Genomic DNA, 15,020 nt, shown 5'->3' with positions numbered 1-15,020 from the left:
CAGAGCTACAGGGGTTAGAATTTTGGACGCGTTGTGAACCCGTCGACCGTTTGGGTGTCCGAGCGGTACTCGGCACGTTGATTTCATTGGTTGAAATCCGGAGCTGGGGTGGCTGTTTGAGCCGTGAACGAACTTCCCCTCATGATTCAGGTCTCGTGTTTCATGTCTGGTTCTCTGACCGTGCGAGTACTTGGCGACGACGAAGCCGCTTATGTTTCATTGGCCGCAGAGTCGTTGATTGCCAGTGATTTGAATTTGTGGGAAACGTATCTGGACCGGATCGGACGTCAGAATGTCCGTGTCATCTACGATGGGACGATGTTGGTCGGTGGTTTGACGATGTATCGAATTGGACAGTGGTTTGGCGGGAAAGTCTTGCCGACGGCAGCCGTTTCGGGAGTGGCCATCAGCCCGACCCATCGTGGCTCGGGAACTTGCGAGACGCTGTTGCGGGAGATGCTCTCGGAGCTTTATCACGATGGCACCGCGTTGGCGTCACTGTATGCATCGACGCAGCGGCTTTATCGCAAGGTCGGTTTCCGGCAGGCAGGCAGCCAAGTGCTGCATTCTTTGCCGCTGGCTTCCATTGCCAGTACATCACGAGACTTGCCGGTGCGTCGTTATGAGTCACCGCCACAGGATCAGCTTGCTCAAGTCGCCAACGAAAATGCCAAGCAATGCAACGGGCACTTGGATCGTTCGCCCGGGTTGTGGGATCGATTGATCCATCCCAATAGCGGAGCGAGCACGCGGACGTATGTGATTGGCGATGAAGCCGAGCCGGTGGGTTACGCGATCTTTCAGGTCGGAGACCGATCCGCAGGTGTGCCGCAACCGTTGATCGCAACCGATTTGGCCGCGACCACTTTGCCCGCTCTGAATCGATTGATGATGTTGGCGAGGGATCATCGATCGATGTGCAACATGTTGCAATGGCATGGCGGGCCGGATGATCCGATGATTTTCCTCGCCGAGGAACAGAACGCATCGGTTCTGAATCGGTATCACTGGATGACGCGGGTGGTGAATGTTGCCAAGGCGTTGGCTGGGCGTGGTTATTCGCCCCGTGTCAGCGGTGTGCTGGATTTTGAGATTCTCGATGCGGTGTTGCCCGCGAATCAGGGACGATGGCGGTTGGTGGTCGAGCAGGGAGTGGCCAGTGTGGAACCGGGAGGCACGGGTGCGCTGCAGATGGATGTTCAAACGTTGGCACCGTTATTCAGTTCGTTCCGTTCCGCAACCCAGTTGGCGCAGTTGGGATTGCTGGAGATTCGGGATGGGGCGCAGGGGCGGCTGGCTGACCTGATGTTTGCGGGGCCGACGCCTTGGATGTGCGAGATCTTTTGAGAAGTGTTGGGGCCGGGGATAGCCATTGGGGCTGAAGCTGGACTGCTCAAAGTTTGGTGCTGACACGTCGTTTGGATGCCATCGTTTGATTCCCCATGTCACCTCCACCAAGGAACTTGGGGGAGGTCGAGCAGAGCCGTCCAGGCGATTGCGAGGGAGGGGGCATGGGTGAAGGAATCGGTTCACCAACGCGGTTTGCGGCGAGTAGGCCCCCTCCCGGATCTTGCTTCGCTCGATCCGACCTCCCCCAGCTGCGGAGACTGCTGATTTAGTCGTGTTGCGTTGTGTCTGTGAGCCGATGGCGCTAGCCACGGGCCTCGAAGGGTTTCGTCAACACCATTAGGCCCGCGGCTAGCGCCTTGCGGCTCACTAAATCAGCAGTCTCCTGCGCCGGTGGAGGTGACAGCAGTGGAGTGCTGTCTGCCCACGGCTAGCGCCTGAGGCTCACAAGAATTGAGTGCTGTCGACCCACGGCTAGCGTCTGAGGCTCATAGGAATGGTGTAGGACGCGATGGTTTCACTTGGACTTGGTCGCCAAGTAGCGGGCCAGTTCGTCGAGGGTGATGCGATTGTCGCCGTCGGTGTCGGCGACACGCATGGTTTCTGCGGCGAGCTGTCCTTCGGAGGGTTTGGCAAAGAGTTCTGAAGCGTCGATCCAAGTGTTTTGATTCTGGTCGTGACGGAGCATCAACCGTTTGGCTTCGGCGTACTGGTCGTCGTTGTAACCTTTTTCCTTGCGTTGGCGAATCAACAGGTTTTGGACTTCGTCGCGGGTGACTTCACCGTTCTTGTTTTCGTCGAACTCTTTGAGTTGGGTGACGAAAGGTGCCGAGTCGGGAAATTGGTTCAGCACGATCACGCCATCTTTATCGAGGTCGAGCGATTCGAAGAGGGATCGCAGGCGTGCCAAATCGGACTTGCTCATGCCGGTTTCCTTGCGATGTTTGCCCAGCATCGTTGCAATCTCAATGATCTCCAACTTGCCGTCTTCATTCTCGTCGAACTGCTCGCCCGGCTTGGGAAGTCCGGCGGCTTTTTGTTCGGTCTCGTCGAGTTTTTTGTCGCCGTCTAGATCAAACTGTCGAACGGTTCGGATCGCCGTGACTTGGTCGACTTTCTCGATTCCCATTTCACGCCGCAGTCCCTTCATGAAGGCGAATCGTTCGGCCATTTCACTCAGTGTGATGATGCCGTCACCATTTTGGTCAAACTCCTGCGGTTCGTCGGGCCATCCGCTGGCGGTGATCTCATCGGGATCCAGTTGACCATTTTTGTTCTGGTCATGACGACGTAGATAGATGTTGGCATTGTTGATGTCTTCCTGCTCGACGCCGGCGTTGATGCGTCGCTGGGCAAATCCTAGGGCGACTTCCAGATGGGTGAGTTTTCCGTCACGGTCCACGTCGTAGTCGGCCATGTCCTTTCGCCAGGAGAGCTTGGCCTGTTCCGTTTCATCGATCACGCCGTCTTCGTTGCGGTCAAAGATCGTCATCGTCTTGGTCGCGTTTTTGAGGTCTTCTTGGACCAGGACGAGTGCGGCCAGTTTGGATCGCTGTTGGTCGATGATCTGTGCGTCAGCGCGTTGCGGGTGGGGCAGAGCCAGAAGAAGCGGCAAGAGAATGAAGGAGCTGATCGTCCTGGCGGTTGCGATGGGGTGTCTCATGTCAGGGATCCAGGGGTGGGAGAAGAGAATTCGGCGATCAGCCGTCCGCGATGGGGACCAGTTTACCGGTTGGTTGAAGCGGCTGGGAAAGTTTCGCCTGGGGAAGACGCTAGCGACGTGGAACGTCGAGCGACAATAGGGCGGTGAAGCGGCTGGGAAAGTTTCCTGAGGGACAGAAAAGCCGTGTTTTACGGGGAAAACGAACGCGAGATGTTTTTTTGGAAAACGGTTAAGGGGTTTTGGGTGGCTTGACGCAGGTGTTGGTGGCTAACGAAGCCAAAAACAAACCACTCAATCAAGTCTTCCCAGAACAAGGAAACCCAGTCATGAAACGTTTCGCCGCCCTCGTCGCTGTTGCCGTCGCCGCCCTGTTGACCAGCACCCAAACCGCTGAAGCTCAGTATCCTGCCAACTCTTGGACCTTCGGAATGAATGTCTCGCTGGTTCAGAACGGCAACCAAAAAGGACTTTCGATCCGATCGGTTGCACCGGGTTCACCCGCCCAGCAAGCCGGATTACAGCCCGGAATGGTCATCCTGTCGTCCAACGGAATGACGTTCCACAATGCGTACAACGACTATCAAGGCGTCGCGATTCTGCAGAACAGCGTGACCGCAGGCGGTGGCGGCGGCGGAGTGCCGACGGCTGCGGTGAACTTCAATGGTCCTGCCGTCCATCTCCAAGTGGTTCGACCTTGCGGCAGTGTCTTTCAGACGACTTGCTATCCCGCATCTGCTGGTGGCGGTGGCGGCGTCCCGACCGCACTGTAACGGCCAACGCGACATCGAAACGACTCATGCCCATCTGCTTCATAGCAGATGGGCTTTTTTCGTTATGCAAGACGACAAAACGGAAACCAATCGCTGACTCCGAGTAGCTCGCGGATGTCACTGGGTCGGAAAGTGTTCCTGGACGACTTGGTAAAACTCGCCCGCCGTCGCGACACGGGCGACGTGGGTGCGAAAGTGCCTCGCGCCTCGCTTGCCTTGGGCGTAGCAACACGCGTATTTGCGCATCAGCACGGTGCCCTTTTCTTCGCCAAATCGATCACGTACCAGTTCGTAGTGATGCAGCATGCACTGGCGTTGATCGTCGAGGGTCGGATCGGGCGGGATCGGATCACCACGCAATGCCGCTGCGGCTTGGGCGAACAACCAAGGCCGACCGAGGCAGGCTCGCGCAATCATGACGCCATCGACGTTGTAGTTTTGAAACGCCGCGACGACTTTTTCCGCCGAGTCCAAATCGCCGTTGCCGATCAGTGGGATGTTTCGCAAGTGCGACTTGATTTCGCTGATGCGTTCCCAATCTGCGTTGCCGCGAAACATGTCTTGGGCGGTACGTCCGTGGACGGTCAGTGCGGCTGCGCCGGCTTCCTCCACCACTCGGGCGACTTCGTTGCAGTTGACGCTCTCGCGTGAGCAACCCAGACGGATCTTGGCGGTGACCGGTGTCGGCGCACAGGCTTTGACCAGTTGATCGATGATACGAAACATGCGATCGGGTTCGCGGAGCAGGTAGCTGCCGCTGTGCGCTTTTTCGGTGACTTGGCGGACGGGGCAGCCGAAATTGATGTCGACGACGCTGACGCTGTATTCCTCCACCAGACGCTTGCCGACTTTGGCCATCGTATTGGGGTCATTGTCCCAGATTTGCACGGCCAGGGGACGCGGTTCGTCGGCGACGCCCCAGAGCCGATCGGGGTGTTCGGCTTCGTTTTCATCCAACCAAACAAATCCGCGGGCGTTGACCATTTCCGTGGCCAGCAGTCCCGCGCCGCCGAATTCACGCACCATTTGCCGGAACGCGGCATTGGTGAATCCTGCCATCGGCGCTTGCAGAATCGGTGGATCGATAACTAGGTCACCGATTTTCAGCGGAGGCGGCGGAAACGGTCGAGTCATGAGGCTCATTCGACGTCGGAGGCGGCCCTCGGATCGACTTTCAGAGTGGCGAGGTAAGCGACGATGTCGCGCAGTTCACGCTCTGTCATGTATTTCGTCAAGTCCGCTGGCATCGACGAGTTGCCTTTTTTGCGAGCTTCGATGTCATCCTGCGCGATGCGGACTTGGCTGCCATCGGCGAGCGTCAGTTCCAAGTAGTCGTCGGTCTCGGTCTTGACGATCCCCGAGGTCACTTTGCCATCGATGTCGACGACCATCGCGGTCTCGAACCCCTTGGCGACTTGCGCGTTGGGCAGGCAGATGGATTCGAGCAAGTAGCGGCGGTCGCGTTGTTTGCCGATGACGGTCAAGTTGGGGCCGACTTCGCCGCCCGCTCGATCGACTTTGTGGCAGCGGACGCAGGACAGCTCGGTCTTGCCAAAGAACAGTCGATTGCCATTGTCGATGTCACCGCCTTCCAATGCGTCGAGCCATTTGCCCAAGGGATCGGACTCCGCGACGTTTTGTTGGTGGGCGGCAAGCTTTGCGGTCAGCTCGGCGTCCAATCGCCCGCTGGCTGCTTGCACCCAATTGAGCCGCGTGTCAGCGGGCATCTTTGCGGTGATGTAGTCGTCGAGGGCGCCGGCGAGCAACTTGTCGGCTTCGGGCGATTTGATCTTGGCCAAGATGTCCCAGGCCAGTTGGCGGATCGCGGTGTCGCTGCTCTTGGTCGCCTCCGCGATCTTTGCAAAAGAGGCTTCCTTGTCATGCTGCGCCAAGACGCTCAGGGCGGCGGTTGACAGAGGCGTTGCCGGCGAAAGTTCAATCTTGCGAGCCAACTTGACCGCTGCGGCCGGATTCAGACGAGCCAGTGCACGTAGTGAGACGGCTTTGGATTCGACAGGCTTGTTGCCCGATGCGATTTCTTGTTCCAGAGCAGTGGCGATCTTTTTGATCTCCAGCTCCGCCGCGACTTCGGTTGTCTTGTCACGGATCTTTGCGGGGGAGATCATCAGCACTTCGATTTGAGGCTCAAGTGCTTTGGCGGCATCGGTTTTGGGACGCGCATCCAATGGATCGTAGCGTCCCAGGACGCGGTCGCGAGGATCGGGCGTTGCCCACGAACTCAGCATCTCCAGGGCTTCCAAACGCATCGCGGGATCATGGTCACCGCCGGCAGCGAACGAAGCGATTGCTTCCGCGGCTGATGGGGTTCCCAGTCGATAGTTTGCGTTGAGGATTCGACGAACCGCCTCGGGATTCTTCATTGCCGGGGAATCGGATTTCTTGATCATCCCGGCCAGTTCGGGAAACGCGCCTTGGATCGATGCGTCGTGGATCGCCCTGACGGCTTCGGCCACCACGAGCGGATCGGTGTCGTTGAGGAACGCACTGATTTGACGACTACGTAGTCGACGCAGTGCGACCACGGCGGTGCGACGAACGTTGGCGTCAGAGTGTTTGCTCAAGGCCGCGATTTGGTCGGCTTTGACTGCCGATGCGAGATAGGTGATGGCGGCATGGCGGATCGCGTAGTCGGCATTCTTGTTGGCCGCGGCAAGCGAGACGACCGATTCCAAGATCGATGCGTCGGCCAGCTTTCCCAACGCACGGATGGCAAAATATCGCAGACGTGGTGAAGTCTCTTTGCCGGTGGCCAGCGGTTTCAATAAGTCTACCGATTTCTTATCGCCCGCTTCGCCGGCGATCTGCGCGACCGATGCGGCCACGTTCGAATCGGAGTCCTTCAGCAGTGGGCGGATGGCGTCGAGCGCCGAGGCGAGGTTGTCTGCATCGGTGCGAACGATTTGCCCGATGCCCCAAGTCGCGTGTAGCCGCGCGGTCGATGATGCTTTGGTATCGGTTGCGACTTTGGCAAGCGAGTCGAGTTCACCCCGTCGGGCCAGCTCCCACTGAGCTTCCGAGCGGACCCGGCGATCGGCATGTTTCAGATCCGAGGTCAGGTCTGCAATGGCACGCTGTGTCCAATCCGACGCGAGCTTGGACTGAACGTCCGCGATCAAATCCGTGTCGGCATGTTGGGGATCCGTGACGCGGTAAATGCGGCCCTTGCCAAGTCCATCCCATCCGTCGACCCAGTCGCTGACGTACAGGGCTCCGTCGGGACCGAACGCCAGGTCGGTGGCCAGGCATGTCCAGATCGGTTGATCATTGGCACCCAGTTTGTAGGTCGCGCCGTTGGGGTCCAATTCAAAAGAGCGGATGCCGCTGTTGCTCGGTCCGCCACGGAAATCACAGATCAAGAATTTGTTCTTGAGTTGATCGCCAAAACCAGTACCAGGGTAATAGGCAAAGCCACTCGGGCCGTCGGTAAAGTTTTCGATCGGCGGAACGATGTATGCGGGTTGTTCGTCGCTGAGAGGTTCCCAAATGTGTTCGCGGTTGAATGGTCCGCGGTCGGGTAGGTACTGGTAATACATTCGCCAGCCCGTGTCGCCGTCTTGCAGGATGTGCACGATACGTGCTTTGTCGCCGCTGTCGGAGTTGTTGTCGACGGAGAAGAGATCGCCGAGGTCATTGAACGCGAGTTCCTGTGGGTTGCGTAGTCCGGTGGCGAAAACTTCCAGGCCGCTGCCGTCGAGTTCGCAGCGGAACACCGCACCACTGGCCGGATCCGCCAAGATGCGTCCGTCGGGTGTTGTGATGTGATACCCACGGTCGCCGATGGAAAAATAGACTCGCCCATCGGGTCCCATCGTCAGTCCGTGAAGGTCGTGTCCGCGGAACGCGACGCGGACGCCGTATCCGTCCGAGAGGGCGGCGCGTTGGTCGCTGACGCCATCATCGTTCTCGTCGGTCAGCTTCCACAATTTGGGAATGCACGTGTAGAGCACGTCACTGCCGCGAACCAGGATGCCCGCCCCGGTGCCCTCCTCCAAATGATTGAACCCGTTGGCAAACACGGTGCTTTCATCCGCAACGCCATCGCCATCGGTGTCCGATACGCGGCGGATGCGATCGTCGTGCTGGGCGTACGTGATGGCGGCTTCGCCGAGCAGGCGTTTGTGGTAGTCGATTCGGTCTTGGACGGTCTGGGCGGCGAGGTCGGCCAGCAACCATTGCTCATCGTGACCACGATTGTCTGTCACGCCCCGGTTCTGGCGGTAGGACTCGCAGACGAACAATCGGCCCCGATGATCGATATCAAAGGTAACGATGTTGGCGACCAGAGGTTCGGCGGCAAACAAGTCGATCTTCCATCCCTCGGCGGTGCTGATCGCAGCCATCGCTGCGGCGGGCTCGTCCGATGCCTGGGCGACCTCCGGCTCCAAGGGAGCGGTTCCATTCTTGTCTGCACCGCGGCTGTTCGAGGCAAGGGGAGATAACAGCAAGCAGAGCACGACGGTGGGGGCAAGCAATCGCCAAAAGGCGTAACGTTTAGACATCAATCGGGTTCTTGGTGGAAAACGTGAGCGGTAACTGAAACGGCGAAAACACGAGGAATCTGGCTCGGGAGAGTGGGCCAGGAAAACGCGTGCGAGTCTGCGGCGGCGATCGAGACGAGTCACCACTCGCTGAGGCAGACACGCTAGACTACTGAGAATGCGTCACGACGCACTGCTAAGATAGTTGGCAAGGGCGATCGGGGGCAACATTCCATTGGGGTAGATCGACCCGAATGTGCCCACAAAACGGTACATTCAAATTTCGTCTCCCGATTGACCGCATTGTCGTCACGACGTTCACGTCACGAAGTAATCGATTGGTTTCATGGCAGATTCAGGATTTACCGACACCCCCGAACCGGCGCCCGATGAGGATCGATCCGCATTGGGATCGATCGATGAGACGATTGCCCAGTCGGGAGGCGTGACGGACCAAGGGTCGGGTCAAGGGTCGGGTCAAGGGTCGGGCGGGACACCTCCATCGGTACCACAGCCAGAGGGCAACGAGGAAATTCGCGTCGGATCTCCCTTTGCCGTGGACCCGGAAATCACGACGCCGCTGCTGCCACCTGAACCGGAAGAGATTTTCGATGTCGGTCCGCTTCGGTACACCGCGATGGGCGCGGTGGCCGCCTCAGCGATGGTGATCCTGTTCGCCAGCGTCGCAGCCTGGTGGTTCCCCGGAGGCGGGACTTTGATCGCTGGACTTGGCAGTGTGCTGGCGATCTTTGGCCTGTTCTCCCACTACCGGTTACGAGCGGTCGGTTGCTTGGCCATCCACCTGATGCTGTTCATGATCAGCTACAGCCGCGCGTTGGGGTGAGTGAGATCGATAGGGGATTTCGCCTGCAATCCTTTGCGAAGGGTACGGGGAAATGTGGCGGAGGGGGAATTCTGGCGAATCCCATTACGAGAGGGGCTGCGAGAGTGGATCGAGTTTGGCGGACAACGTTGCGATTGCTTCCTCCGTTGGGCTTGCGTCGTCATCACTCTGCATGATTTGATCGATTGCCGATAGGTTTTGTTGCGTACGCCAAGACGGGACAGCCGGAGTCACCGGTGGGGCGAATCGATCGATATCCCCAAGCATCATTTGCTCCGTGACCCTTCTGTCCTCAATTGCGTGATCCGTCGACTTCGAGCTGATCGGTAGAGAAACGTTGCCAAGCGGGACATCGATACGCTCGCCTTCGGTACGAGTTTCCGCCAATCGGTTGATCACGAACAACGCATCCAGCGCCGAGACGAAATCGTCTTCGTTGGAATCGAAATAGTAAAATCCAGCCAGCTCGCTCTGATCAGTCGGCGTCGAGAGTCTTTCACGTCGTTCGCTGCTGTCACGTGGGATCAACGCGAGTCGGTTGATGATGTCCAAAGCGTCCAACGCAGAAACACGATCGTCATGGTTGACGTCCATCGCCAAGAAGGGGTTCGAAAACGGCTTGGCGTTTGCGATCCGCAGGGTCGCGGTGTCTTGGGTCAGCACGTGCCAGAAGCTTCCGCCGGACAGAACCGGTGCCTCCACGTTCCAGCCATCACCAATCGTGATGGTGTCATCGGCATCATGGTGAATCTGCACCGTGTCGGAGGTGGCGCTGAGATTGAGAACTTCGTCCAGATTGAGAGTCAGTTGATTGCCGCCCGACCCTCGAATGTCCAGCACTTCCACATCGGTCAAGATGGCGTTTGCGATCGATGTCAGATCCAGACTTTGTCCACCGCCGGTGATTCGCAATGTATCGACGCCCAATTTTCCGTTGACCGAATTCTGACCCGCGGCAAACGATTCCAAGTTGAACACGTCGTTTGCGTCCGTTCCGATGCTCTCAAAGAGTCCGCCGGGTTGGTCGCTCGCGTTGCGTACTGCTGCAAAGGTCGTGACCGATGTCGTGTTGCCATCTGTGTCGGCCAAAGTCAATCGAAACACTCGGCTGTCAGACGGTCGATCTTGATTGGGCGTCTGGAAGGCGATCGATCGGATCAATCGTGTCAACCGCTCGGGAGTAGCATCGCTGTTGAAGACAACTTGCAAGGCATTGCGTCCCAATCCATCTCGCGTGATTTGGCCGATCAACACTCCGTCCACCTGGACGCTGTCACCGCTCAACGACACACCGCCGAGTTCCTGGAAAACCAATCGGTCATCATCCCACGGGAATGAGATGTTTTCGGCTCGCAAACGACCTCCGGTGTAATCACTCGCGTCGGGATCTTCGACGAGAACGTTTGGGAACACCAGAGATGCAGCTTGACCATCGATGTAGAAAACGGCCGCGGGCAATTCGACGAGTTTCGGTGCAACATTGATGGTGGTTTCGTCGACGTCGGTCAATTCGACGGTGACAGTTGCGGTCGTTTGCTGGTCATTGCCATCGGTGACCACTACATCAAACTGAAAAGACGGAGTCGTTTCAAAGTCGAGAGCGGTTTGATCGACGACAAACAGTTGCCCGCTGCGCGCGTTGATCCCGAAGGGAGTTTCCTCTTGAATGGAAAAGATCAGCGATTCCTGCTCATCGGGATCGAAAGCCGGAACGGTTCCCACCACATGACCGACCGGACTCAATTCATTGATCGTGAAAGTGACGTTTTCGGAAACGGGCCCTTCGTTGACCTCCGTCACGTTGACCGTGGCGGTCACCACCACGGATTTTGGGTCGTCTGCATCATCGGTCAGTTGAACGGCCACTTGAATCTCCGCGTTCGTCTCTCGATCGAGCGCGGTGGGATCGACGACTGTTAGTTCCCCGGTTATCTCATCCACAGCAAAGGGACTATCGCCGACGATGGCAAAGCGAACGTTGTCACCATCTAAATCGTTGGCCATCAACGTCGTCACCATCGTGCCAACGGGACTGTTTTCTGAAACGGAGAATGGATTTTGAGTGTCCAGCGATGGCGCGACGTTCGTGCTGTAGAGCCGCAAGTAACGCGATTCGGTTTCAAAATCGTGATAAGAAATGAAAAGATCCGCATCGTCATCAATTTCAACCGAAACAAGCCGTTGGTTTCCTTCCGTTGCGATGGGAACTTGGAATTCCGGCCCGGCTGGTCGACCTTGGGGATTGTACAACTGAGCATAGACACCTGTTTCAAAGCTTGCGTCACCCGCATCTTGTCCCCAACTGGACCACACGATGGCTGACCATCCCGAATTGCTCATCGCCACGGATCCCGAAAACTGGTTGCCCCCCACGAAAGAATTGACCTGAAACGGTTCGTCTTCACCGATGCGATCGCCTGGGTTAGCAGCATGGCGGAAGAATCGGGCCTGGACATCGTCCCCGGTGCCATCAGAGGGAAATTCAAACTCTGAGTAGGAAACAACGAAATCTCGATTCCGATTCATCGAAACGGCCGGAGCGATCTCGGGGTTGTTTGCGTTTCCGATTTCGAATTCGGGGTCAATGAACTGCCTGCCGTAGTCGGAAAACTCGAGACCACGCGCTCTGCGAGCGTCAAAGGTATCGCCGCTCGCAGAGTCTAGCCAAACAACGACTCCGAAACCAACTTCGTTCATCGTGACTCTCGGGAGTCGATTTCCCGCCGCCGTGCCCTCGCTCACCTGCCACAATGACTTCGTGATTTGAGTATCGGATGTGTTCGATTCTCCGCGAGAAAACGTGAAGGAGAAAACGTCTTCCTCTAGAAATGCACCGGTCGCAAAAACGACAATCGCGTGCATCTCGCCGTCAAATGAAGCGACAGCAATGTCGCTGTTACTTCTATGGTTGCTGGGGGTGCTGAGGTTGTGGTAGGTGTTGTCGTAGCCCACTGCGTCACCGAGCGGGTTTCCCTGCACATCGAACCACTGACCATACGGGCCATTGTCACGGCTGTAGAGCACAGCAAACTGACCGTCGTCGAGAAACGCGACATCCAGCAATTCTTCGCCAGGGTCAAGCAATCGCTTTTGCGTTCCGGGAATGATCGCTCCTTGGAGATCAAAGAAGCCAAACTCGGCGTTAGAATCATTGGTAGAAAAAATGGCTCTCTGCCCGCCCTGTGGAAGCGGTTGGCGATATCTGACCGTGTTGGACGGTAGCTGAATTGGATAAAAGATTGGGTTGCCGACCGGAAGGGCTACCGGATCCTCCTGCAACGACTGGGTGATCAACACATCGACCGCCACGCCATCACCGTAGATGGTGTCGTCAAAGGTGGAAACTTTCGGTCGGGCAAAGAAGACTTGATTGCCTGCCGATAAACCACTTACATAGCCGTTCCATTCAAACTTTCCTTCGTCCGCACCATCGGATCCCAAGAAAACATCGTGTCGGCTGCTGAAAGTCCCGTTGCCATCGGCGTCTCTCCAGAACTCGACGTCCACCGCCAAGTCCGCGATCGTCGAAACACCTGCGGCCGTCAGCGTCAATTCATCTTGCCCGTTGCTCTGGATGGATGTCTGCGACGAGGCCAATGAATCGACAGTGGGTGTCTGCGATTCCACGTTGACGACGAAAGTCACCGCCCCGGTAACGAAGGGATTGACTTCCGCATCGACGGTGACCACCCAAGTGCCAGCGTCCGTCGATTTTGGACGCCAGCGAAACTCACCGGACTGAGGGTGGATGTATCCAGGGCTTTCTGTATGGAGTCCGTAGAGTGGATACCCACCTTGCGGGTCCGTCGCGTGAAACGATATTGCGAGCTCTTCGCCGGTGCCAATGGTGACAGGATCAATCTCCGGCTGATCGAAAACCAGTTGCCGCGTTGGCTCTTGCACTTCGTTGATGTTCGGGCCGGTCAAGTCACTTATGACGATGTCATCGAACTGTTGGGAAAACACCGGCCAGGGAACTCGAATGATACCGTCGTTTCGTCCATCGATGCCGTATTGTGCATCGTACGATTCTCCCAAGCTCACGTTTCCGTCACCATCTGCATCATAGAATGAGTACGATGTGTCGCGTGCCCAGGGGTTTCGAATGGTAACGAAGATACCATCCGGAGAACTCGAATTGATTTCCACGCCCATGACGGTATAGGCGTGGTTATTCACGAGTCCGTAAGTTGTCTCTAATAGGAAATCTCCTGAATCGTTTCGAGTAGCAGTCATGATCGGGCTTCCGTTTTCCAACGCGTTCAACATTTGTTGAGCCTGCGCGACGGAACCATCTGGTGTCAGGCGAGTGTGACCGAGTCCCGTCAAAGCCCTCATCGATTCGTGCATTGATCGATAGTTTCCGTCGACGGCGTCGCTGAACGTCAAGTACGCTCTCAGGTAGAGCGCTGGCCAGAACTCACCACGATCCGTTGATTTGAGATCGTCCGGTTCCAGGGTCTCATCAAACGGAACGTCGATCCAGGTCGGCTCAAAGACATTGTTGACTTCACGGTACAACCGAACCTGAAAAATGTATTGGCTGTCTCCAAGAATCTCTGCGAGGCGAATCCCTGAGGCCAAGTTGAAATTGGTCCGGGCGACCGAGGCAAGAGCCGACGAAAAGCTGCATGTATCCGATCGACCTTGTTGAATGTCATCAAATGACAGTGCGGCTTGTCTCGACACCCGAGCATCTGCGGCGCCCCACAGGAAGGATCCGGTCACCATCGATGGTCTAATAACGGGTTTTTCCTCGTCGATTTCTTCTTCGTCAAAGTCTTCGAAGACAACAAATTCCTTTTCCTTTGGGGGCGGATTCTCCGTTCGATCCTGTTCACACTGCAGGCCAAAGGCGCCAAATAAACCGCACTCGAAATTATCGGAAGCTCCGGGGCCTGCGGCAGTCGAATGATCACCGGGGCCAATCCCATCGACCAATGCAGCAAGAACCCTGCGGTCATCCAGTCGCTCAATAGAGAGTTTACGTTTGCTTGGTTTGATTGATCGATGCATGAATCCGGAATGAAAATGCTAGGCGGTATGCACTCAGCGGTGCTGACGGATACGGCGAGTTCCCATGGTATCTCATGGGAGAATGAAGGCTATCAGCGACAACTGTGATCAAAAAAGTCTTAATTTGCACCGTTCTTTCTACCAATTGCTTGGCTTGGCAAAGTGATCTCCAGATTGACTTCACCGATCGAGATTGCCGTTGGCAGGGGCCGTCGGATCGATTCACCGGGTTGCAATTGAGCTTGTTCGGAGTCGAACGGAGCGGTCTTGGAAATGTTCGTGATTTCAATTTCAGACGTTCTGGTGCGACGCACACGCAGTTGATCGCGTGACATGATGCGGAAATGTGAGTTGGCAACGATCAGTCGTTTTTTCGAGGCAATCCACGACGGTGCTTGGGGCTCCTTGGCACCCTGTCTGCCGATCACAAAATCATGATTGACTTGGATGACCACGGGTCGCTTCATGGACGCGCCAGAAAGTGTGGTCGTCCAAGGGACCAAGGCGTGCAATTGCCGTGACAGATCGGATGACCAACCCAATCTCTCAGGTAGAGCTTTCGCAAACTCATCGACATCGGGTGCGTCACCCCAAACGCATCTCACGCACCACTCGGCTTCCATGAGATTTCGCCGGCACTCCGCATCGTCCCAATGTCGGCCCAGCAATGAAGCGTACACTCGCGCCGACGGTTTATTGGGCGAGTCGGCCCGCCATCGCCACTCCAAGTCGGCGGCGCAGAGTTCTTGAGCGAGTGTCGAGTCGTCCGCAGAAACACGACTGAGCAACTCGGCAAGGTCAACGGGCCCGCCGGCGATCCATGACTGATCGAGTTGGTCCAGCAAGTCACCGTCGCTGAGTTGTCTATCGTCGGTCACTGC

General features: G+C 56.8%; 8 protein-coding genes. 3 read left to right on the top strand and 5 right to left on the bottom strand.

Annotated elements, in window-relative coordinates:
- Window positions 1-162 precede the first annotated feature (162 nt).
- Window positions 163-1,347: a GNAT family N-acetyltransferase gene (locus Pla52nx_RS01115; protein ID WP_231741562.1), complete on the top strand. Its 1,185-nt coding sequence runs from the start codon at window positions 163-165 to the stop codon at window positions 1,345-1,347.
- Window positions 1,348-1,864: 517 nt separating this feature from the next.
- Here Pla52nx_RS01115 and Pla52nx_RS01110 read toward each other — a convergent pair.
- Window positions 1,865-3,010, bottom strand: coding sequence for a hypothetical protein (locus tag Pla52nx_RS01110; protein WP_146517722.1), 1,146 nt, complete (start codon window positions 3,008-3,010; stop codon window positions 1,865-1,867).
- A 326-nt stretch (window positions 3,011-3,336) separates the two neighbouring features.
- On the opposite strand from Pla52nx_RS01110, the gene Pla52nx_RS01105 reads away from it, so the two are divergent.
- Window positions 3,337-3,780, top strand: a complete 444-nt coding sequence (locus tag Pla52nx_RS01105; RefSeq protein ID WP_146517721.1) for a PDZ domain-containing protein — start codon at window positions 3,337-3,339, stop codon at window positions 3,778-3,780.
- Window positions 3,781-3,897: 117 nt separating this feature from the next.
- Here the strand turns inward: Pla52nx_RS01105 and dusB are convergent, their stop codons facing one another.
- Complete coding sequence (gene dusB, locus Pla52nx_RS01100) at window positions 3,898-4,914, bottom strand: tRNA dihydrouridine synthase DusB (protein ID WP_231741560.1); 1,017 nt, start codon at window positions 4,912-4,914, stop codon at window positions 3,898-3,900.
- A gap of 5 nt (window positions 4,915-4,919) precedes the next feature.
- Window positions 4,920-8,300, bottom strand: a complete 3,381-nt coding sequence (locus Pla52nx_RS01095) for a PVC-type heme-binding CxxCH protein (protein WP_146517719.1) — start codon at window positions 8,298-8,300, stop codon at window positions 4,920-4,922.
- A gap of 325 nt (window positions 8,301-8,625) precedes the next feature.
- Here Pla52nx_RS01095 and Pla52nx_RS01090 point away from each other — a divergent pair, with 325 nt between their 5' ends.
- A complete protein-coding gene (locus Pla52nx_RS01090; protein ID WP_146517718.1) occupies window positions 8,626-9,123 on the top strand; it encodes a hypothetical protein in 498 nt (165 codons plus the stop codon).
- Window positions 9,124-9,207: 84 nt separating this feature from the next.
- On the opposite strand, the gene Pla52nx_RS01085 is transcribed toward Pla52nx_RS01090, so the two are convergent.
- Together Pla52nx_RS01085 and Pla52nx_RS01080 are read right to left on the bottom strand one after the other, a co-directional pair.
- Window positions 9,208-14,139 (bottom strand): cadherin domain-containing protein, encoded by a 4,932-nt coding sequence (locus Pla52nx_RS01085; RefSeq protein ID WP_146517717.1) that lies wholly within the window; start codon window positions 14,137-14,139, stop codon window positions 9,208-9,210.
- 119 nt (window positions 14,140-14,258) lie between these two features.
- Complete coding sequence (locus Pla52nx_RS01080) at window positions 14,259-15,017, bottom strand: hypothetical protein (RefSeq protein WP_146517716.1); 759 nt, start codon at window positions 15,015-15,017, stop codon at window positions 14,259-14,261.
- Between the last annotated feature and the right edge of the window lie 3 nt (window positions 15,018-15,020).

Origin of the sequence: Stieleria varia, assembly GCF_038443385.1 — a bacterium.
In the GTDB taxonomy this organism is placed as follows: Bacteria; Planctomycetota; Planctomycetia; order Pirellulales; family Pirellulaceae; genus Stieleria; species Stieleria varia.
This window is presented reverse-complemented; position numbering and strand designations above follow the sequence as displayed.